We start from the raw sequence: 19,301 nt of genomic DNA, 5'->3' as shown, positions 1-19,301 counted from the left end.
CTATCTCGGCGAAAAATTCGGGCGGTCGGCGAAATGGCAGGCCACCCAGTGATCGGGCTTCAGCTCGCGCCACTCCGGCACGCGATCGGTGCAGAGCGGCTGCGCATGCGGGCAGCGGGTGCGGAAGCGGCAGCCCGACGGCGGATCGATCGGGCTCGGCACCTCGCCCTGCAGCACGATGCGGCTCTCCTGCCGCATCGATGATGGCAGCGGCCGCGGCTCGGCCGACAGCAGCGCGATGGTGTAGGGATGCAGCGGCCGCTCGGCGACCTCTTCGGTCGGTCCGAGCTCGACGAACTGGCCGAGATACATCACCGCGACGCGCTCGCTGATATGCGAGACCACGGCGAGATCATGGGTGATGAAGACATAGGTCAAGCCGAGATCGCGCTGCAGGTCGGCGAACAGGTTGAGCACGTCGCCGCGGATCGACATGTCGAGCGCGGCCACCACCTCGTCGCAGACGATCAGTTTGGGCTTGAGCGTCAGCGCACGGGCAATCACCACGCGCTGCTTCTGGCCGCCGGAGAGCTGATGCGGATAGCGCTCGCCGAATTCCTGCGGCAGCCCGACGCGCTCCAGCGCCTCCCGCGCCAGCCGCTCGCGCTCGGCGCTGTTGCCGATGCGTGCAAGCTCCAGCGGCTCCAGCACCGATGCCAGAATGGTCATGCGCGGGTTCAGCGCAGCGTTCGGATCCTGGAAGATGATCTGGTAGTCGCGGCGATGGTTCTGGAATTCCCGGCGCGACAGTGCCGTCGGGTCGATGCCGTCATGCAGGATGGCGCCGGCGCTGGGATCGAGCAGGAACACCAGCGCGCGGCCGATCGTGGTCTTGCCCGAACCGGACTCGCCGATGATGCCAAAGGTCTCGCCGCGGCGGACGTCGAAATTGACGCCGTCGACCGCCTTCACGGTGGCGCGCCGGTCCGAGGTCTGGAAGCGGACCTGGAGGTCGCGCACGGAAACGATGGCGTCGCGGCGCGGCTCGGCGGCGGCTGCGGTCATTGGGTCGCGACCTTCACGGCAGCCGGCGCGCCGGGCGGATGCAGCGCGCCCGGCAGGTTGAGCTCGGCAAAGCGATGACAGCGCACCCTGCGGCCGCCGCCGGCATCCTGCAATGTCTGCTCGGCCTCGCAGCCCTTGGCCGCATGCGCGCAGCGGGCGCGGAAGCGGCAGCCGGCCGGCATCTCCGCGATCGACGGCACCCGGCCCGGGATCGACGGCAGCCGGCCGTGGCGCGGGCTCAGATGCGGCAACGAGCGTAAAAGCCCCGACGTATAGGGATGCAGCGGCCGCACCAGCGCCTCGTCGACGGTGGCATCCTCGATCACCTCGCCGGCATACATCGTGATCATCCGCGTGCAGGTCTCCGCGACGACGCCGAGATCGTGGGTGATCAGCATCAGCGCGGTCTTCGAGGTCTCGCTGATGTCGCGCAGCAGTTCGAGGATCTGCGCCTGCACCGTGACGTCGAGCGCGGTGGTCGGCTCGTCCGCGATCAGGAGCTGCGGCCCGCAGATCAGGCTCGCCGCGATCATCACGCGCTGACGCATGCCGCCGGAGAGCTGGTGCGGATAATCGTCGATCCGCCGCTCCGGCGAGGCGATGCCGACGCGGCGGAGCATTTCCAGCGTCTTGGCGCGCGCCTCCTCCTGGCCGATATTGGTGTGGACGCGCAGCGTCTCGGCGATCTGGTGGCCGACGGTGAATACCGGGTCGAGCGCGCTCATCGGCTCCTGGAAGATCATCGCGATCCGCTTGCCCCTGATCGCCCGCATCTGCCGCGCGCTGCAGGAGGCGAGATCGACGCCGTCGAACATGATCTTGCCGTCGAGCCCGGCGAAATTGCCCGGCAAGAGCCGCAGGATCGACAGGCCGGTGATGGTCTTGCCGCAGCCGCTCTCACCGACAATGCCGACGCGCTCGCCGGGCGCGACGTCGAAGTCGATCCGCCGCGTCGCCTGCCAGACGCCTTGCGCTGTCTTGAAGCGGATGCCGAGCCCGCGCACGGACAGCAGCGGTCGCGCGCCGTCGCGCGCACCCTCCGCCCTGCGCTGTGCCGGTGGGCCTGCTCCCATCAGCCCGCCGCCCGCTTCTTCTCTTTCACCAGCTGCTCCTCCATCAGCATCTCGGTGCCGATGATGCCCTCGCGCGTGAGTTCATCGAGCTCGGCGTCGGAGACGCCGAGCATGCCACCGAGGATCTCGCGGTTATGCTCGCCGAGCGTCGGCGGCACCGAGCGGATCGCGAACGGCGCATCGCCCTCGCGGAACGGCATCGACGGCTGCGGATGTTGTCCGATGAAGGCGCGGTCGACTTGCTGGATGAAGCCGCGGGCGTGGAGCTGCGGGTCCTTCAGAAGGTCGATCGGCAGCCGCGCAACGCCGGATGCAACGCCGGCGGATTGCAGCGCGGCCATCGCCGCATCGGCATCGTGCGCCGAAGTCCAGGCCGTGATCGCGGCCTCGATCTCAGCCTCGATGGCGCGGCGGCCCGCGGCCGTCCCGAGCTTTTCGTCCGATGCCCAATCCTCGCGGCCGAGCAGCCGCGCGAGCTTCGGCCACATCGCGTCGTCGGACACCGCGACCACGATCCAGTTGTCGTCACCGTTGCAGCGAAAGCAGCCGTGCGGCACGAAATCCGGATGGCGGTTGCCATATTTGACCGGCGGCTTGCCGCCGATCGAATGCGCGACGATCCAGGGCGCTGCGAACGGCATCATGCATTCGATCTGCGCAAGATCGATGAACTGGCCCTGCCCCGTCAGCTTGGCGTGGATCAGCGCGGTCAGCACCGCGGCAGCGCCATTGAGGCCGCCGACGGCATCGCCGAACGCGGTGTGGCTCATGACCGGCGGGCCGCCCGCATCGCCGACCACGCTCGGCAGGCCGGAGCCCTGCTCCAGCGTCGAGCCATAAGCGCGGCAGTCGCGATGCACACTGCCGGCGCCGAACGCCGACATCGACATCATCACGAGCTTTGGATTGATCTTGCTCAGCACCTCGTAACCGAGACCGAGCTTGGGCAGCACCTCGACCGAATAGTTGTCGACCACGAGGTCGGCATCGGCGAGCAGGCGCTTCGCCAGCGCGAGCCCCTTCGGCCGGGTCAGGTCGAGCGTGATGCCGCGCTTGTTGCGGTTCATGATGCAGTAGCGCACCGACTTCTCGTACATCTGCTCCAGCACATAGGCCGGACGCCGGTCGACGCCGCGCCACCAGTCCGGATATTGCGTCGCCTCGATCTTGATGACGTCGGCGCCGAGATCAGCGAGTGTGCGGGTGCAGATCGGCCCGGCCCAGCCCATCGAGAAGTCGACGACGCGGATGCCTTCGAGCGGCAAGCGATTGGTTGCGGCCGGCTTCGGCACCGGCGCACGCGGCACGGTCACTGACGCGGCCTGCTGCTCGCCGATACCGGGCACGCGGCCACCCCGCAGCGGCGGCGTTGCCGTCAGCCGCTGCATCGTGCCAGCGGAAGAGCCGGTCTCGTCACCGATGGTGATCGGGACGATGGCACCGCGGGCGCGCTTCTCCTCATCGGCGATGAGATCCGCTACCTCCGGCACCGGCACGATCGGGATCTTGCGCTTGAGGCCCTCGGCAAACCATTCCTGCGCGGTGCGCTGCTTCAGCTTCGGCAGGATCTTGCCTTCGATCTCGGCGACATGGCGCAGCCGGTCGACGCCCATGAACAGCGTCGGATCGTCGCGCAGATCATTCAGCCCGAGCATCTCGCAGAACGCGCGCCATTGCGCCGGGGTCACCGTGGTGACGCCGAGCCAGCCTTGCCTGGTCTCGTAGATGCCGACCGGAAAGGTCGGCCAGAACCGGTTGACGCCGATCCGGCGCATGATGTCGCCGCGCTGGAACGCCTCGAACATGATGTATTCGGTGACCGCGATGCTGGCCTCCAACAGGCTGAGATGGTTTTGGCGCCCGCGCCCGTCCTGCATGCGCCCGAGCACCGACGAGGCGGCCGCGATGAAGCCCCACAGCCCGCCGAGAATACCGGTCTGGAAATCCGGCGCGTGCATCGGCGGTCCCTGCTCGGGACCGACCAGCTTCACGAGCCCGGTCAGCGCGCGGATCGTGGAGTCGGTCGCGGCGAAATCGGCATAGGGACCGCGATCGCCGAACCAGGCGAGGTCGAGATGGATCAGGCCCGGATTGTCGCGCTTGATCGCATCGACATCGACGTCGGGACAATCCGCCGCAGCGATGCCGCGCCCATCGAGCAGGATGTCGCAGCCCGCGATCAGCTCATGCAGGCGCGACGCATCGCGTTGATCGAGGACGACGCTCGATTTGTTGAAATTGAGAAACGCAAACCAGGCGCTGTGCCCCTGCGGCGTCAGCGGCGCGGTGCGGCGAAGCGGATCGCCCGCCGGCGGTTCGACCTTCTGCACGTCGGCGCCGAAATCGGCAAACAGCCGCGCGCAATAGCTCGTCGCCGCAGCACTTCCGATCTCGACAATCCGCAGATGCGACAACGCGCCCATCAGGCTTCCTCGCCAACCACATGACCAGCCAGTGACCGCGACTGATCCAGTTTTTTGTTGGGGTGAACTTGAAGCCGCGCCGACTGTGTGATGCAAGTGGAATTTTCTTCCGCTTGACGGAATTAGTCAGAGGTCGACTGCGCTTGGCGGTCGGCGCGAAGCGACGATTGTGCAGCTAATTGCAGGTGAGCTGCGTTTCGAACCAGTGTTGCAGCTGATGCGACAATCGCGGCCATGCGCGCAAGACATGCGCGTATGAGGTTACGCTTGCGCGATGGATGCCGTGCAGTTCCTGCTCGATGGCGGGAAGATCAACACCGAGGCACCGGCCGGTCTTCGCGACGGTGCGACCATCGACCACAAGCTCCTCGACCAGCGACGCATTGCCGCGCGCGAACAGCAGGTCGAGCGGATCGGCATCCAGAATCTGATTGCGCTCGAGCCGGTCGAGATCGATGCGCGCCAAATCGGCCGGCGCACCGACAGTGAGTTCGCCCGTTCCCGGCGCGCCGGTGGCGCGGCGGCCATTGCGGATCGCGAGCGTGAAAAACTCCTGCGCCGTCCACGTGCGTTTGAAGCCGAGCCCGCCGTGCATCATCTGCACCAGCCGCATCTCGCGCAGCACGTCGTCGTCTTCGTCGAGCGCCAGGCCGTCGACGCCGACGGCAATCGCGCAGCCGCAGCCATGCGCCGCGGCGATCGGCGCCAGCCCGGAGCGCAGATGCAGATTGGAGGAGAAATTGGTGACGATGCGCGCGCCTGACGCTGCGATCATCTCGAGCTCATCGGGCCGAGCGTGGATGCAATGCGCGAGCGTCAGCCGCTCCGACAGGAAACCGATATCGCTGAGATAGCGGACGATGCCGCCGGGAAAATGCTGATCCGCCCAGGCGCGCTGATAGATCGTCTCGAGCAGATGCATGTGGATGCGGCGGCCGGTCAGCGCGGAATTTTCCGCAACCGCCTCCAGCAGCGACTTCGAGCACCACTGCACCCCGGCAGGCCCAAGCTGCACGTCGACCTTCGGCCCGCAGATCGCCGCGGCGATCGCGTCGGTCAGTTCGATGTAGGCTTTTGGCGACATCGGGGTGCGAACGAACAGTTCCTCGATCGTCTTGCGGTCGTCGCCGGCGAGACCGGACAGTACCGGTTCGCTGTCGCCATAGACGATCGGATTCTGGTCGCGCACCGCGATGGCAAAGGCGATGCGGATGCCGACATCGGCGGCAGCGCGGCCAATCGCCTTGGCCTCCTCGACCAGCGGCATGGTGCCGCTCGGGCGAGTGTAGTGCACCATCATCGCCGCACAGCCGGCCTGCGCCGCGCGCGCCAGCGCCGAGGCGGCGGTGAGATATGGGTCGACCGGCGTGCCCACCACCGTGCGCAGAATCCAGCTCTCCAAGGGCATGCCGACCGCGCCGAAGCTCGACGCCCGCGGGCGGGCGTGGTCGTGGGCGTTGATAAAGGCAGGAACAATGAGGGAGCGCGGGCCGGTCGCTGGGGTTACCGCGTTCGAGATATCGGTGATGATGCCGCCGTCGTGATGGAGCACGACGTTGTCGCGGATGTTGAGGTCGGGCCCGCAAAACAGACGAGTGGCTGTGACGTCCATCGCAACGTCCTCCGCCGTCATTGCGAGGAACGAAGCGACGAAGCAATCCATCTATCCCCATGCCGAGGAATGGATTGCTTCGCTTCGCTCGCAATGACGGATTCAATTCGCCGAATACACCAACTCCCGCTCCGCCCGCGGCGGCAGGAAATCACGCGAAAACACTTCGGCCGGAGTCGGCGCGCGGGCAAGCTGGTAGCCTTCGACGATGATGCCGATGGCGCGGGCCATGCGGTCGTCCTTGACGTCGCCGACGCCGATCTCCTTCATCTCCGGCGAGACGATCAGCTTCTCGAACGAATATTGCAGCCGGCGCTTCTCGACGTCGACATTGATCAGGTTGTCGTAGTTCAGCGCGGCCTTCATGCCGGCGTTCTGGTCCTTGGCGACCGCGATCGCGCCCTTGTTGATGGCGCGGACGAGGCCGGCGACCGCCTTCGGGTTCGCGGCGATCAGCTTGCGCGACACCATCACGCCGTTGGAATAGAGATCGAGGCCATAGTCGCCGAACGAGAACCATTTGAAGTCCTTGTCGGGGTCCTGACGGTTCAGGACGAGATTGAAATAGCTCGTGATGTTGAACACCAGCGCGGCATCGATGTCGCCCTTGATCAGCATCGGCTCCTGCAGGTTCGGCGCCATGTTGGAGATCTTGATCTTCTCGCCGTCGAGCCCGTTCTTGTGCACGAACACCGGCAGCAGCCGCGTGGTCGGCGTACCCTGCGCGCCGCCGAGCGTGTGGCCCTCGAAATCCTTGATCGACTTGATGCCGCTCGAGTTCTTGGCGACGATCGCGAACGGCGGCTGGTTCCACATCATGTAGACCATGACCGGCGCATCCTGCGGCTTGGTCGCGGCGTTCTGGATGATCGCGTTGACGTCGCCGAATCCGGCGTCATAGGCGCCCGACATGATACGGGTCACCGTTGCACCCGAGCCCTCGCCCTGGTCGATCACGACGTTGAGGCCCTCTTCCTTGAAGTAGCCGTGGTCCTTGGCGTAGAAGAACGCGGCGTCCGAGCCCTGCGTCTTCCAGCCCAGCGTGAACTTGATGGTGGTTTCCTCGGCGCGCGCGGATCCCGCGACCAGGGCCAATCCCAGCAGTGCGGCGCTTACTCTTCTCAGCATCGAGATCTCCTTAAGCTTCATTGCTTGACGGTTGACGAAGTCCCTCAGGTGGCGATGACGTTGTCCTTGCGCGTCGCCCAGCCCGTCACCTGGCCCTCGATCAGCGAGAACAGCACGTAGAGCGCGACGCCGAGACCGGCGAGCACGAACAAGCCGGCGAACACCAGCGGCACGTTGAAATTGGACGACGCGGTCATCATGACGTTGCCGATGCCGCGGTTCGAGGCGACGGTCTCCGACAGCACCGCGCCGACGAAGGCGTAGGAGACCGCGACCTTCAGCGAGGCGAAGAAGAACGGCATCGTCCTGGGCAGGCCGACATTCCAGAGGATGTCGAACTTGCTGGCGCCGAGCGCCTTCAGCACATCCTCGAGCTCGGGCTCGGTGGTGGCGAGGCCGGTCGCAATGTTGACGACGATCGGAAAGAAGCAGATCGACAGCGAGGTCAGCACCGCCGGCACCGTGCCGGAGCCGAACCACAGCACGAAGATCGGCACCACCGCGACCTTCGGGATCGACGAGAATCCGACCAGCAGCGGATAGCAGGTGTCGTAGGCGGTTTTTGACACGCCGATCACGGCGCCGAGCGCGACACCAAGCGCCACGCCGAGCACGAAGCCGATCATGGTGGTGACCAGCGTCTGCACGATATGCGGCCAGAGGATCGGAAATTTCTCGATCAATGTGACGAAGATCTGCGACGGCCGCGGCAGCACGAGATCCGACATCCCCGTCATCAGGCAGAACAGCTCCCAGGCGACGAAGAACAGCACGATCAGCGCCACGGACCAGGCCTTCTGCCTGACATCTGACACCGACATGGTCAGGCTCCCTCTCGCGCAGCGGTGCGCGCGTCGACGATGAAGGCGCGGAGCTTCTGGTTGAGCGCCACGAAATCCGGCTCGAAGGTCATCGCCACCGTGCGCGGGCGGGCGAAGTCGACCCTGGAGTCATCGAGGATGCGGCCGGGTCGCGCGCTCATCACGCAGATGCGGCTGGCGAGAAATCCGGCCTCGCGGAGATCGTGGGTCACCAGCAGCACGGTCGCCTTGTGGGTCATCCAAAGGGCTTGCAGGATTCCCCACAGCTCCTCGCGGGTGAACTGGTCGAGCGCGCCGAACGGCTCGTCGAGCAGCAGCATGCGCGGCTCGTGGATCAGCGCGCGGCACAGATTGGCGCGCTGGAGCATGCCGCCGGAAAGCTGCCAGGGATAGCGGCCGCCAAAGCCCTTAAGCCCGACCTGCTCGAGCAGCGCATTGGCCTTGTCGCGGAACTCGGTCTTGCGCAGCTTGCGGAACTGCGAGCGGAACGGCTCGACGATCTTCAGCGGCAGCATGATGTTCTTTTCGATCGTCATCCACGGCAGCATGGTCGGGTTCTGGAACGCCATGCCGACCCGCATCGCACGCGCCGCGACCTCGCGGCCGCCGACGATGACGACGCCCGTGGTCGGCCGCGCCAGGCCACTGACCAGCCGCAGGATGGTGGACTTGCCGCAGCCGGACGGCCCGACCAGCGCCACGAACTCGCCGTCGGCGATCCGCAGCGTGGTTTTCGACAGAGCCGGCACGGCGCGGGCGCCGCGGCCGAAGGTGACGGAGGCTTCCGACAGCTCGATCGCGGTCGGCGCGGACCCGGCGGCCATCGGCTCGCCGGCAAATTCGGAATTTGGTTGCATGCGCATCACGAGCAAAGTGCATGCAAGCTGGATGCCAGCCGATGGCTCGTTGAAAATCAAGGGGATCGCGAAATCGGCGGGCGCCGAACCGGATTTTATTTGGGCAATCCACGGCCCAAACTGCATGCAATTCGGGCGCTCGATTGCTTTTCCGCTATGATAGAGAGGTCATCGGAGCACCTTTGGAGAGGGATTCGCGGCAATGGCGGGACGCGCCGACACCAGCAAGACGGCTGAATCGTCCGACAAGGTCAGCGTGATCTGCCGCGCGCTGCGGCGGGCGATCATCGAGCAGGCGCTGGAGCCCGGCGCGAAACTGCCCGAGGATTCGCTCGGCGAGCGGTTCGGCGTCAGCCGCACCATCGCGCGGCACGCGCTCGGGCAACTCGCCGCAGAAGGCCTCGTCGAGCTGCGCCGCAACCGCATCGCTGTGGTGGCGACGCCGAGCTGGCAGGAGGCGCGCGATGCCTTCGACATCCGCATCGAGCTCGAGCGGCTGGTGGTGCGGCAGCTCGCCGGCAAGCTGACCAAGCCGCAGATCGCCGAGCTCACCGCCCATGTCGACGCCGAGGATCGCGCCCGCGACGGCGCCGATGCGGTGTCGATCCGGCTCGCCACCGAATTCCACATCCTGCTCGCCCATATGACGAACAGCCCGATCCTGGTGCGCTATGTCAGCGAGGTCGCCTATCGCTGCTGCCTGACCCTGTCGCTGTACAGCCGCCCGCATTCATCGGAATGCGCGATCAACGAGCACCGCGCGATCATCGCCGCGCTGGTGAAGGGCGACGTCGACAAGGTGATGGGGCTGATGCACAGCCACCTGGATTCGGTCGCGACCCGCGCGCTGGTCGCGCCAAGCCCCCAGCGCGGCCGGGACCTCTTGGATATTCTGGCGCCCTATGCCGACGAGGCGAGCGGCGAAAAGGTGGTGAAGCTGCCGAAGGCGGCGCGGCGGTAGCAGTGGCCGCTAATCTATACCCGTCATCCTGAGGAGCGCGCAGCGCGTCTCGAAGGATCGACGGCCACCAGCCGGGCCGTTCATCCTTCGAGGCTCGCAAGGGCTCGCACCTTGGATGACGGAGAGACAATTATCCCTCAATCCCACGCTGCACCAAGATCCGCTCGGCGCTGTCGTTCCAGACGTCCATCTTGACGATCTGCCCGCCCTTCACGACGAAACGGTCGACATAGCGGTTGCCTTCGAACGGCGTGCCGTCGATCCATTCGCCGTACAGCGTGCCGATACTGTAGACCACGGTCTCGCCGGCGCCGGGACAGACGTCGAAACGGTCCATCCGCTTCTTCACCCAGCGATAGCGCTTGGCGTTGAAGCCGGTCGGGCCGCGCGGATGGTCGAATTCGCGCCCGCCGGTGAAGGTGATCACCGTGCCCGGCTTCATAAAGGCCGCCGCCGCATCGGGATCGGGGATCATCGACGCCGTCAGATAAGCCTCGACGATTTCGGCGTCGGACAGTGGACGGGCATCGGCTTTGGCGGTGACGGACATGGCGGAGCCTCCAGGGATCATCAGGACTCTACAATCTGACCTCCGAAGTATATGCACATTTTTTGAACAATTTGGCAGGCAACCTGCACACAATCTGGTGCTGCCGGTTCCCTGCCCTTCCGCTAGGTTGAGACCATCCTGATGCGTCTTCCCCGATGATCGCGAAACCTGCCTTCGACCTGGTCTTCCGTAATGCCCTGACGCGCGGCTCCCCCGCCGCGGTCGATATCGGCGTCGCCGACGGCAGGATCGCCGCGATCGCGCCGCAGCTTTCCTGCGAGGCCATAGAGATCGACCTCGGCGGGCGGCTGGCGCTGCCCGGCTTCGTCGACACCCATATCCATCTTGACAAGGCCTGCCTGCTCGGCCGCTGCGGCCATGATCACAGCGGCGTCGCGGAGGCGATCCGCGCGGTGGCGGCGATGAAGCGCGACTTCACGGTCGAGGATGTTTATGCGCGCGGCGCCAAGGTCATCGAGCGCGCGATCGCCGCGGGCACCACGCGGATGCGCACCCATGTCGAGATCGACCCGCGGATCGGGCTGCGTGGGTTCGAGGCGGTCAAGGCCTTGAAGCGCGATTATGCCTGGGCGCTCGAGCTCGCGCTTTGTGTCTTCCCGCAGGAGGGCCTGACCAACGATCCCGGCACCGACGAGCTTTTGGTCGCCGCGCTCAACGACGGCGCCGAGGCGATCGGCGGCTGTCCCTATGTCGACAGCGACCCGAACGCGCAGATCGCGCGCATCTTCGATCTCGCGCAGGCGTTCGACATCGATGTCGACCTCCATCTCGATTTCGATCTCGATCCCTCCTGGTGGCATATGGAGGAGGTCTGCCGCCAGACCGAACGGCGCAACTATCACGGCCGTGTCGCGATCGGGCACGCGACCAAACTTTCCGCGCTGCCGCCTGATCGCCTGAAGGCGGCGAGCGCGCGCCTCGCCGCGGCCGGCGTCGCGGTCACGGTGCTGCCCGCGACCGACCTCTATCTGATGGGGCGCGATGCGACCCATAACGCGCCGCGTGGACTAACGGCCGCGCACCGGCTGGGCGCCGATGGCGTGCTGTGCTCGGTCGCGACCAACAATGTGCAGAACCCGTTCACGCCGTTCGGCGATGCATCGCTGCTGCGGATGGCGAACCTCTACGCCAACGCCGCGCATGCCGGGATCGGCGAGTTCGACGCCTGCCTCGATCTCGTCACCGACCTGCCGGCGCGGCTGATGAACCTGCGCGACTACGGCATCGCGGTCGGCAATCCCGCCGACATCGTCGTGCTCGACACCGACAGCGGAACCAATGCGATCGCCGAACTGCCGGACGTGCTGGTGGGATTCAGGCGCGGCCGCAAGACGTTCGAACGTCCGCGGCCGACGCTGTTCCGGCCATAGACCGAACACTCCCTCCCCGTCATCCTGAGGAGCCGCGAAGCGGCGTCTCGAAGGGTCGACGGCCACCAGCGGGGCCGTGCATCCTTCGAGACACGCGTTCCGCGCTCCTCAGGATGACGGAGTGAGTAGCAACGCGCGCAGCGATATGTGACACAGCAACAACCTGGGCGCATTGTCGCCTTGCCCCAGCGCGAATTGACGCGTCCACCGATCCGTTGTTGAACTTCGTCAACATCAACAAGAACCGGGCGGGAAACCATGAGCAAATCAACCACGATCAAAAGCGTCGAGACGCTCGCCTGCGATGCCGGCTGGCGGAATTATCATTTCGTCAAGGTGACGACCACGAACGGGCTGGTCGGCTGGAGCGAATATGACGAAGGATTCGGCGCACCCGGCGTGACCGCGGCGATCGATCGGTTGTCGGCGCGGGTGGTCGGCAAGAACGCGTTCGAGCACGAGCGGATCTATGTCGAGCTGTTTGCCGCAACGCGCCCCGCCGCCGGCGGCGTGGTGGCGCTGGCATTGGGCGCGATCGAGAACGCGCTGCTCGACGTCAAGGCCAAGGCGCTCGGCGTGCCCTGCTACGACCTGCTCGGCGGCAAGATCCGCGACCGCGTGCGGGTCTACTGGTCGCATTGCGCGACCTGGCGCATCAACCATCCCGACTGGTACGAGCCGGCGATATCAGATCTCGACGGCGTCAAGGCGATCGGCGCCGAGGTGCGCGAGAAGAAATTCACGGCGATGAAGACCAACATCTTCGTCTACACCGACGGCAAGCCGATGGGCTGGCGTCCCGGCTTCGGCTCGCCGTTCCAGCCCGAGATCAATGTCGATCGCACCGTGCTGCGCAATCTCTGCATGCATCTGGAGGCGATCCGCGACGGCGCGGGGCCGGATGTCGATCTGCTGCTCGACCTCAATTTCAACGCCAAGACCGAGGGCTATCTGAAGATCCTGCGCGCCATCGAGAAGATGGACATGTTCTGGGTCGAGATCGACACCTTCAACCCGCAGGCGCTCGGCTACATCCGCCGCCAGAGCCCGCACCCGATCTCGTCCTGCGAGACGCTGCTCGGCCTGCGCGAATTCCTGCCCTACTTCACCGAACAGGCGATGGACGTCGCGATCATCGACACGCCGTGGAACGGGGTGTGGCAGTCGATGAAGATCGCCGCGGCCGCCGAACATTTCGAGGTCAACGTCGCGCCGCATAATTTCTACGGCCATCTCTGCACCATGATGAACGCGCATTTCTGCGCGGCGGTACCGAACCTGCGCATCATGGAAACCGACATCGACCGGCTGGCCTGGGACCACGAGCTGTTCACCCACGTGCCTGAATTCGTCGACGGCCATCTCGTGATCCCGGATCGCCCGGGCTGGGGCACCGAGCCGAACGAGGAAGGCCTGCGCGTGCATCCGCCGAAGAACAAGGGCGGGCTGTTGAATTACGGGCTGAAGAAGTAGGTCTCTCCACGCCGTCGTCCCGGCCTAGTGCGCAATTGCGCATGGGAGCCGGGACCCATAACCACCGCTGCGTGGTGTGAAAGGGATCATTGCCCCAGCGGAGCAAACCAATATTCAGTTGGGGTAATGGGTCCCGGCCTTCGCCGGGACGACGCTTCCTCAATCACCGCGCGCCGCTCAATTATCCTCCCGCACCGCCGTGAACGCGCTGTCGATCACGTCGCCGATCGGCTGCCAAGCGTTGCCGTCGAACTGCACCAGCCGCATCTGCTTGATCGGGCGGAAATCCTTCGGTCCGGTATTGATGACGATCCCCGGCAGCGCGATCGGGCTCTGGTAGTTCTTCAGTGAGGCCGCCTGCCGCATGATGTTCTCGCGCGACAAATCGTCGCCGCACTGGCGCAGCACCTGCATCAGCGTGTCGGCCGCGGCGTAGCCGAACACGGCGTAGATGTCGTCCTTGTCGCCGTCGGGATAATATTTGTCCATGAAGGCGAGCCACGCCTTGATCTGCGGGTCGTTCTTCCAGGAGGCATCGTCGGCGTCCTTCAGGAACGAAGTCGAGACCACGCCGAGCGAGTTCTGCAGGCCCGCCGGCCGCAACGCGCTGGCGATCGAGGCCGAGGCGTTGTCGAGGATGAACACCGGATGCCAGTCGAGCTCGGCGGCGGCGCGGATCGCGCGCGCCGCGATCGCCGGCGCGCCGTCGAACACCAGAATGTCGGCGCCGGAATTCTTCAGGATGCCGATCTGGTTCTGGATCGCGGTCTCCGATGCGTCGAAGGCGAGATCGGCAACGATCATGCCCGCGGTGTCGCCGAGCCCCTCCTGCAATCCCCTGAACAGGTCGCGGCCGAACTGGTCGTTCTGCCAGAGCACCGCGATCTTGCGCGAGGGATAAGCGGCCTGGATGTAGTTGGCGTAGATCCGTCCCTCGGCGCGGAAGGTCGGCTGCCAGCCCATCGACCAGGGGAATCTTTGGGGCTGCGCCCACTCCTCGTCGCCGGAGGCGACGAACAGCTGCGGGACCTTGTTCTCGTTGAGGTATTTTCGAACGGCGAGGTTGCTCGGCGTGCCGAACGAGCCGAACATCACGAGGACATCCTGCTTCTCGACGAGATCGCGGGTCTGCTCCATCGCGGTCTTCGGATTGGAGCTGTCATCGACCGAGATGAACTTGACCTTGCGGCCGTTGATGCCGCCGTGGTCGTTGACCATCTCGAAATAGGCCGCTTCGGCCCGCCCGATGGTGGCGAACGCGGCGAGCGGCCCGGTGTAAGGCATGACGTTGCCGATGCGGATTTCGCTGCCGGCCGCCGTCGGCGCCTGCTGCGCGCATAACGGCGCCGCCGCGAGAACAGCTGCGAGAGATATCGAAAGCGCAGTTTGTCTTTTTGTTTGCATCAACATCGCCACAAACGCCGGCACGCAACCGGCGCTCCTCCCGAGCGACCCGACCTTATCGTCCAAGCCAATACCGGGAAAATGAAATGTTGATGGCGGAGGCGGACCTCAGCGCAATGTCATGTCGAGCCAGCCCAGCGGGTTGACCGCGACACGGTCGCCGTCATCGACCAGAACGGTGGTGGTTTCGGCCTCGATAATAGCGGGACCCGCGAGCGAATGGCCCGGTTTGAGATCGTCGAGCGCATAGACCGGCACCTCGCGCCAGCCGCCGAGCCAGGCCTGCCGCCTGCCGCGCGGCGCGCAGGATGCAGCCGAGCCGGCCTTTCCGGCATCGCTGCTGCCGGGCGCGACCTTGCCGACCGCGGCAACGCGCGCATTGACGAACACCACCTCCTGCCCGCGCGAGGCATAGGTGTAGAGCTCCTCGTGGCGGCGATGGAAGCGATCCTCGATCTGCGCCACGAGGTCGGCGGCGCCGAGATCGAGGTCGCCGAGCGGCACGTCGATCTCGAACACCTGCTCGCCATAACGCATCTCGGCCGAGCGCTCGATCGCGATGTCGCCCTTGAACCACTCGCGCAGCCGGCCGGCCGCCTGCGCTTCCAGCGCGGCGAACAGCGCACGGACTTCGCCGGCGGAAATCCGGCCCGTGCCGTAATGGGTGCGGCTGACCTCGTAGCGCAGATCGCTGGTCAGCATGCCCCAGGCCGACAGCACGGAGGCCACCGTCGGCACGATGATGCGCTTGATCTCGAGCTCGCGCGCGACCTCGGCGGCGTGCATGCCGGCGGCGCCGCCAAAGCTGAGCAGCGCGAATTTGCGCGGATCGACGCCGCGGCGCAAGGTCATCAGGCGGATGCCGTCGGCCATCTTCAGATTGATCATCTTGTAGATGCCGGCGGCCGCCTCGATCCGCGACAGTTCGAGCGCCTGCGCGATCTGGTCCACCGCAGCCTCCGACGCCGCGCGATCGAGCGGCCGCGCGCCGCCCATGAAGGCGGCAGCATCGAGATAGCCGAGCACGACGTTGGCGTCGGTCACGGTGGCCGCCGTTCCGCCATTGCCGTAGCAGGCCGGGCCCGGCACCGAGCCCGCGCTCTCCGGTCCCACCCGCAACGTGCGGCTGCCGTCGACGCTGGCAATCGAGCCGCCGCCGGCGGCGATGCTGGCGATGTCGAGGCTGCGCAGCGCAATGCGCTGGCCGGCCAGCATACCATCGGCCGACAGCGAGGCCTGGCCGTCAGCGATCAAGGAAATGTCGGTCGAGGTGCCGCCCATGTCGAACGGCACGAGGTCGGGAATGGCGAGCATCTCGGCGCAGCGGCGGCTGCCGGAGATGCCACCGGCCGGTCCCGATAGCACGGTGCCCGCGGCAAGCCGCGAGGCTTCCTCGACCGGCGCCATGCCGCCATGCGACAGCACGACGAACAGCGAGCCTTTGAAGCCGGCCTCATGCAGGCTGCGCTCCAGATTGGTCAGATAGCGCCGCACGGTCGGCGCGACATAGGCGTTCACGATGGTGGTCGAGACGCGCTCGTATTCCTTGATCTGCGGCAGCACGTCGCTGGAGCGCGACACGCTGACATCGGGCAGCTCCTTGGCCAGCCGTTCGACCGCGGCGAGCTCATGCGCCGGGTTGAGATAGGCGTGCAGGAAGCAGACTGCGACCGAGTTCGCACCCGATCGTTTCACCTCGGCGATGACATCGCCGAGCGCTGCGGCATCGAGTGCGATTGCCGCGCTGCCGTCGGCCGTCAACCGCTCGCGCACGCCGAAGCGGCGTTCGCGCGGCACCAGCGGCTCGGGCGGCGGCGTGCGCAGGTCGTAGCGATCCGGCTTCAGTCCCTCGCGCATCTCGACGACATCGCGATGGCCCTCGGTGGTCAGCAGCGCGACCCTGGCGCCCTTGCGTTCGAGCAGCGCATTGGTCGCAACCGTGGTGCCGTGCACCAGGCGATCGGTCGCAGCGAGCATCGCCGCGCGGGTGACGCCAAGGCGGCGCGCCAGCTCTTCCAGTCCGGCCATGACGCCGATCGACTGATCGGCCGGCGTGGACGGTGATTTCGCGAAAACGGTGCGCCCGGTTTTGTCAGTTGCAACCAGGTCGGTGTAGGTGCCGCCGACGTCAACCCCGATCGTATACATCGCTGCCCTGTAACGCCTTCGAAACCAGACCCTGCGCGGCGTCGCGCGCCCGCGCCTCCGCCGAGCGCTTCTCAGGCGGTCCCCAGCCGCCGCCACCGGACGAGCGGATCTCGAGGCAATCGCCGGGACGCAGCTCGATGCCGACCTCTTTTGTCCTGAGCACGCGCGGCGCGCGGCCTTCCGACAAGAGGCGATAGTGATGCGGCTCGCCGTCCTTGCCGCCGAGCATGCCGCAGGGGCCGTGCCGCGCGCCGTCGCCGGCGGTGTTGCCCTTGGCCGGCTTCTGCGTCTCCAGCACCATGTCGAGCGCGACGCCGAGGCCGCCGCGATGCTGGCCGTCGCCACCGGAGTCGGGGCGGAATTCATGCTGGCGGAAATGCAGGGGGAAGCGCACCTCGGCGACCTCGATGCTGCCGAATTTGAGACCGCCGACCGAGTGCCATTCGCCGATCGACGAATAGCCGTCGCCGCCGGGCGATGCGCCGCCGCCGGGCCGCGCCTGGAACATGTGCCAGATGAAGTTGCGCCCGTTGCGCGGATCCTCGCCCTGGATCGCGATCCGGAAGCGCCTGCCCCAGCCGCCCATCACGCGATCCGGACAGGATGCCGACATCGCCTTGATGATGGCTTCCACGATCTCGTTGGAGGGATGGCTGGTGCACAAGGTCACGGGACGGCCGGGATCGGCCCACACGATGGTGCCCTGCTTCGCCACCACCTTGAGCGGCCGCAGCGCGCCGGTGTTCTTCGGGATATCGGCGTCGATCAGATAGGCGAACGCCATCGCGACCGCCGCCTGCATGTTGGCATGCGAGGAGTTGACAAAGCTGGTCGACTGCGGATCGGAGCCGGTGAGATCGACCTCGATGTCGCTGCCTTTCTTGGTCACCTTGGCGGCGATCTTGATGTCGGTGCGGCCATGGCCGTCGTCGTCGAGCAGCGCTTCGCCGTAGAATACGCCGTCCTTCCAGGAGGACACCACAGCGCGGGTCTGCTGCTCGGTCGCATCAAGGATCGCTTCGATCGCAGCTTCCACCGTCTCCGCGCCGAACTCGCTGAACAGTTTTGCAACCCGGCGCTCGCCGAGATGCGCGGCGCCCAGCATCGCGGCGAGGTCGCCACGGAATTCGCGGGGGTTGCGGATGTTCAAGGCCAGCAAGTCGAGCAGATCCTCGCGCGGCTTGCCGGACTCATAGAGCTTGATCGGCGGAATGCGGATGCCTTCCTGATAGATTTCGGTCGCGGCCGGATTGTAGGCGCCATGGGTGGCGCCGCCGATGTCGCTCTGATGCGCGCGCACGATGGTCCAGAGCAGCCGCTTGCCGCCGTCGAACACCGGCACGAACGCGGTCAGGTCAGGCAGATGGCTGCCGCCCTGATAGGGATCGTTGAGCAGGATGACGTCGCCGGGCGCGACATCCTTGAAGCGTTCCTCGACCGCCAGCGTCGCCCACGGCAAGGCGCCGACATGCACCGGGATGTGGTCGGCCTGCGCGATCAGGCGCCCGCTGGTGTCGCAGATCGCCAGCGAGAAATCGCGGCTGGAATTGAGGATTTGCGAATAGGAAGTGCGAAGCATGGCTTCGCCCATCTCCTTCACGATCGACGACAGGCGGTGCTGGACGACGGAGCGGGTGATCGGATCGATCTTGGCGGACATCTTTGCCTTGTTGGCGCAGGAGGTTGCGCTGATTGGTGATTTTGGACCGGACGGCGGGAACGTCGGGGTCCATCCTATAGCCAGAGCTGTTGTGACCGCAAACCGGCGCTCCCTTTGCCCTGGAATATTCCGTCGATCAGCAAGTCGTGATCGGCAAGGATTCTTCGTTTCCACACGGAATAGAAGTCGCGCCATTGCGTCCCACCCATGCAAGCCGACTGCATTCTGAGCGGAATGGCCTCTGTGGACCGACCGCCGGCCGGATCGCAGCGATGCTCTCCGACAAACCCTGGGGTGAACCGATGATCCTGCGATACCTCAAACCCGGCCTCGGCGCCGCGCTGCTCGGCGCGCGCGTCCTGGTTGCCCTTGCCGCCTCTCCGGTTGTGCTCGCGCACGAGGCCCATCAGCCGGCCCAGAACGCGCCGACGGCGCAGTCGGCCGAAGAGAGCGCATTCCTCGCCGAGAACGACGCCGCGATGACCAAGATGATGAACGACATGGCCGCCAGGCCGAGCGGCGACATCGATCGCGATTTCGTCGCGATGATGATGCCGCACCACCAGGGCGCGATCGACATGGCCGTGATCGAGCTCCGCTACGGCAAGAACGAGCAGCTCCGCCGCATCGCGCAGGAGATCATCGTCGAGCAGCAGCAGGAGATTGACGCGATGAAACTCGCGATCGGCGAGCCGGTGACGGCATCCGCGCCGGCGCCGACGCAAACCGCTCCGGCGGCACCGACCACGCACGACCACATGAACATGTCTCACGAGATGAAGAAGTAGGAGCGCG

The 19,301-nt window shown here is 66.1% G+C and carries 16 protein-coding genes; 5 read left to right on the top strand and 11 right to left on the bottom strand.

The window, feature by feature from the left end; all coding sequences use genetic code 11:
* The 7 genes from ACVILL_RS25065 to ACVILL_RS25035 form a co-directional block, all read right to left on the bottom strand.
* Positions 1 to 1,005 (bottom strand): ABC transporter ATP-binding protein, encoded by a 1,005-nt coding sequence (locus ACVILL_RS25065; protein ID WP_456731472.1) that lies wholly within the window; start codon positions 1,003 to 1,005, stop codon positions 1 to 3.
* Positions 1,002 to 2,078 (bottom strand): ABC transporter ATP-binding protein, encoded by a 1,077-nt coding sequence (locus ACVILL_RS25060; protein ID WP_456731471.1) that lies wholly within the window; start codon positions 2,076 to 2,078, stop codon positions 1,002 to 1,004. The genes ACVILL_RS25065 and ACVILL_RS25060 overlap by 4 nt, the downstream gene beginning before the upstream one ends.
* The gene (locus tag ACVILL_RS25055) at positions 2,078 to 4,501 is read right to left on the bottom strand and encodes a CaiB/BaiF CoA transferase family protein (protein ID WP_456731470.1); all 2,424 of its coding nucleotides are present in this window, start codon (positions 4,499 to 4,501) and stop codon (positions 2,078 to 2,080) included. Before ACVILL_RS25055 ends, ACVILL_RS25060 begins: the two co-directional genes overlap by 1 nt.
* A 175-nt stretch (positions 4,502 to 4,676) precedes the next feature.
* Positions 4,677 to 6,113, bottom strand: coding sequence for an amidohydrolase family protein (locus ACVILL_RS25050; RefSeq protein ID WP_456731469.1), 1,437 nt, complete (start codon positions 6,111 to 6,113; stop codon positions 4,677 to 4,679).
* Positions 6,114 to 6,215: 102 nt separating this feature from the next.
* On the bottom strand, positions 6,216 to 7,241 hold the full coding sequence (locus ACVILL_RS25045) for an ABC transporter substrate-binding protein (protein ID WP_456731468.1): 1,026 nt from the start codon (positions 7,239 to 7,241) through the stop codon (positions 6,216 to 6,218).
* A gap of 44 nt (positions 7,242 to 7,285) precedes the next feature.
* Complete coding sequence (locus ACVILL_RS25040; RefSeq protein ID WP_456731467.1) at positions 7,286 to 8,062, bottom strand: ABC transporter permease; 777 nt, start codon at positions 8,060 to 8,062, stop codon at positions 7,286 to 7,288.
* A gap of 2 nt (positions 8,063 to 8,064) precedes the next feature.
* Entirely contained in the window at positions 8,065 to 8,919 is an 855-nt protein-coding gene (locus tag ACVILL_RS25035; protein WP_456731466.1) for an ABC transporter ATP-binding protein, read from the bottom strand.
* On the opposite strand from ACVILL_RS25035, the gene ACVILL_RS25030 reads away from it, so the two are divergent.
* On the top strand, positions 8,918 to 9,079 hold the full coding sequence (locus ACVILL_RS25030; protein WP_456731465.1) for a hypothetical protein: 162 nt from the start codon (positions 8,918 to 8,920) through the stop codon (positions 9,077 to 9,079). The two genes, ACVILL_RS25035 and ACVILL_RS25030, sit on opposite strands and share 2 nt — an antisense overlap.
* 42 nt (positions 9,080 to 9,121) lie before the next feature.
* A complete protein-coding gene (locus tag ACVILL_RS25025) occupies positions 9,122 to 9,880 on the top strand; it encodes a GntR family transcriptional regulator (protein ID WP_456731464.1) in 759 nt (252 codons plus the stop codon).
* A gap of 130 nt (positions 9,881 to 10,010) precedes the next feature.
* On the opposite strand, the gene ACVILL_RS25020 is transcribed toward ACVILL_RS25025, so the two are convergent.
* The gene (locus ACVILL_RS25020) at positions 10,011 to 10,430 is read right to left on the bottom strand and encodes a nuclear transport factor 2 family protein (RefSeq protein WP_456731463.1); all 420 of its coding nucleotides are present in this window, start codon (positions 10,428 to 10,430) and stop codon (positions 10,011 to 10,013) included.
* A gap of 155 nt (positions 10,431 to 10,585) precedes the next feature.
* Between ACVILL_RS25020 and ACVILL_RS25015 the strand changes: the two genes are divergently transcribed.
* Together ACVILL_RS25015 and ACVILL_RS25010 are read left to right on the top strand one after the other, a co-directional pair.
* Entirely contained in the window at positions 10,586 to 11,821 is a 1,236-nt protein-coding gene (locus ACVILL_RS25015; RefSeq protein ID WP_456731462.1) for an amidohydrolase family protein, read from the top strand.
* 258 nt (positions 11,822 to 12,079) lie between these two features.
* Complete coding sequence (locus ACVILL_RS25010) at positions 12,080 to 13,294, top strand: mandelate racemase/muconate lactonizing enzyme family protein (protein ID WP_456731461.1); 1,215 nt, start codon at positions 12,080 to 12,082, stop codon at positions 13,292 to 13,294.
* Positions 13,295 to 13,471: 177 nt separating this feature from the next.
* Here ACVILL_RS25010 and ACVILL_RS25005 read toward each other — a convergent pair whose 3' ends face one another.
* From ACVILL_RS25005 to ACVILL_RS24995, 3 genes are all read right to left on the bottom strand, one after another.
* Positions 13,472 to 14,704 (bottom strand): ABC transporter substrate-binding protein, encoded by a 1,233-nt coding sequence (locus tag ACVILL_RS25005; protein WP_456734356.1) that lies wholly within the window; start codon positions 14,702 to 14,704, stop codon positions 13,472 to 13,474.
* A gap of 102 nt (positions 14,705 to 14,806) precedes the next feature.
* Positions 14,807 to 16,846, bottom strand: coding sequence for a hydantoinase/oxoprolinase family protein (locus tag ACVILL_RS25000; RefSeq protein ID WP_456731460.1), 2,040 nt, complete (start codon positions 16,844 to 16,846; stop codon positions 14,807 to 14,809).
* A complete protein-coding gene (locus tag ACVILL_RS24995; RefSeq protein ID WP_456731459.1) occupies positions 16,827 to 18,506 on the bottom strand; it encodes a hydantoinase B/oxoprolinase family protein in 1,680 nt (559 codons plus the stop codon). The genes ACVILL_RS25000 and ACVILL_RS24995 overlap by 20 nt, the downstream gene beginning before the upstream one ends.
* Positions 18,507 to 18,778: 272 nt before the next feature.
* On the opposite strand from ACVILL_RS24995, the gene ACVILL_RS24990 reads away from it, so the two are divergent.
* Positions 18,779 to 19,294: a DUF305 domain-containing protein gene (locus ACVILL_RS24990; RefSeq protein WP_456731458.1), complete on the top strand. Its 516-nt coding sequence runs from the start codon at positions 18,779 to 18,781 to the stop codon at positions 19,292 to 19,294.
* Positions 19,295 to 19,301: the final 7 nt, after the last annotated feature.

The organism is Bradyrhizobium sp. USDA 3364, from assembly GCF_054056355.1.
Note: the sequence above shows the minus strand (reverse complement) of the source record. Positions and strands in the feature narration are given on the sequence as shown.

What these genes read in the sequence shown, in the direction of transcription:
- ACVILL_RS25065 (WP_456731472.1), bottom strand. Translation starts at nt 1,005, where the DNA reads ATGACCGCAGCCGCCGCCGAGCCGCGCCGCGACGCCATCGTTTCCGTG.
- ACVILL_RS25060 (WP_456731471.1), bottom strand. Translation starts at nt 2,078, where the DNA reads ATGGGAGCAGGCCCACCGGCACAGCGCAGGGCGGAGGGTGCGCGCGAC.
- ACVILL_RS25055 (WP_456731470.1), bottom strand. Translation starts at nt 4,501, where the DNA reads ATGGGCGCGTTGTCGCATCTGCGGATTGTCGAGATCGGAAGTGCTGCG.
- ACVILL_RS25050 (WP_456731469.1), bottom strand. Translation starts at nt 6,113, where the DNA reads ATGGACGTCACAGCCACTCGTCTGTTTTGCGGGCCCGACCTCAACATC.
- ACVILL_RS25045 (WP_456731468.1), bottom strand. Translation starts at nt 7,241, where the DNA reads ATGCTGAGAAGAGTAAGCGCCGCACTGCTGGGATTGGCCCTGGTCGCG.
- ACVILL_RS25040 (WP_456731467.1), bottom strand. Translation starts at nt 8,062, where the DNA reads ATGTCGGTGTCAGATGTCAGGCAGAAGGCCTGGTCCGTGGCGCTGATC.
- ACVILL_RS25030 (WP_456731465.1), top strand. Translation starts at nt 8,918, where the DNA reads ATGCGCATCACGAGCAAAGTGCATGCAAGCTGGATGCCAGCCGATGGC.
- ACVILL_RS25035 (WP_456731466.1), bottom strand. Translation starts at nt 8,919, where the DNA reads ATGCAACCAAATTCCGAATTTGCCGGCGAGCCGATGGCCGCCGGGTCC.
- ACVILL_RS25025 (WP_456731464.1), top strand. Translation starts at nt 9,122, where the DNA reads ATGGCGGGACGCGCCGACACCAGCAAGACGGCTGAATCGTCCGACAAG.
- ACVILL_RS25020 (WP_456731463.1), bottom strand. Translation starts at nt 10,430, where the DNA reads ATGTCCGTCACCGCCAAAGCCGATGCCCGTCCACTGTCCGACGCCGAA.
- ACVILL_RS25015 (WP_456731462.1), top strand. Translation starts at nt 10,586, where the DNA reads ATGATCGCGAAACCTGCCTTCGACCTGGTCTTCCGTAATGCCCTGACG.
- ACVILL_RS25010 (WP_456731461.1), top strand. Translation starts at nt 12,080, where the DNA reads ATGAGCAAATCAACCACGATCAAAAGCGTCGAGACGCTCGCCTGCGAT.
- ACVILL_RS25005 (WP_456734356.1), bottom strand. Translation starts at nt 14,704, where the DNA reads ATGTTGATGCAAACAAAAAGACAAACTGCGCTTTCGATATCTCTCGCA.
- ACVILL_RS25000 (WP_456731460.1), bottom strand. Translation starts at nt 16,846, where the DNA reads ATGTATACGATCGGGGTTGACGTCGGCGGCACCTACACCGACCTGGTT.
- ACVILL_RS24995 (WP_456731459.1), bottom strand. Translation starts at nt 18,506, where the DNA reads ATGTCCGCCAAGATCGATCCGATCACCCGCTCCGTCGTCCAGCACCGC.
- ACVILL_RS24990 (WP_456731458.1), top strand. Translation starts at nt 18,779, where the DNA reads ATGCTCTCCGACAAACCCTGGGGTGAACCGATGATCCTGCGATACCTC.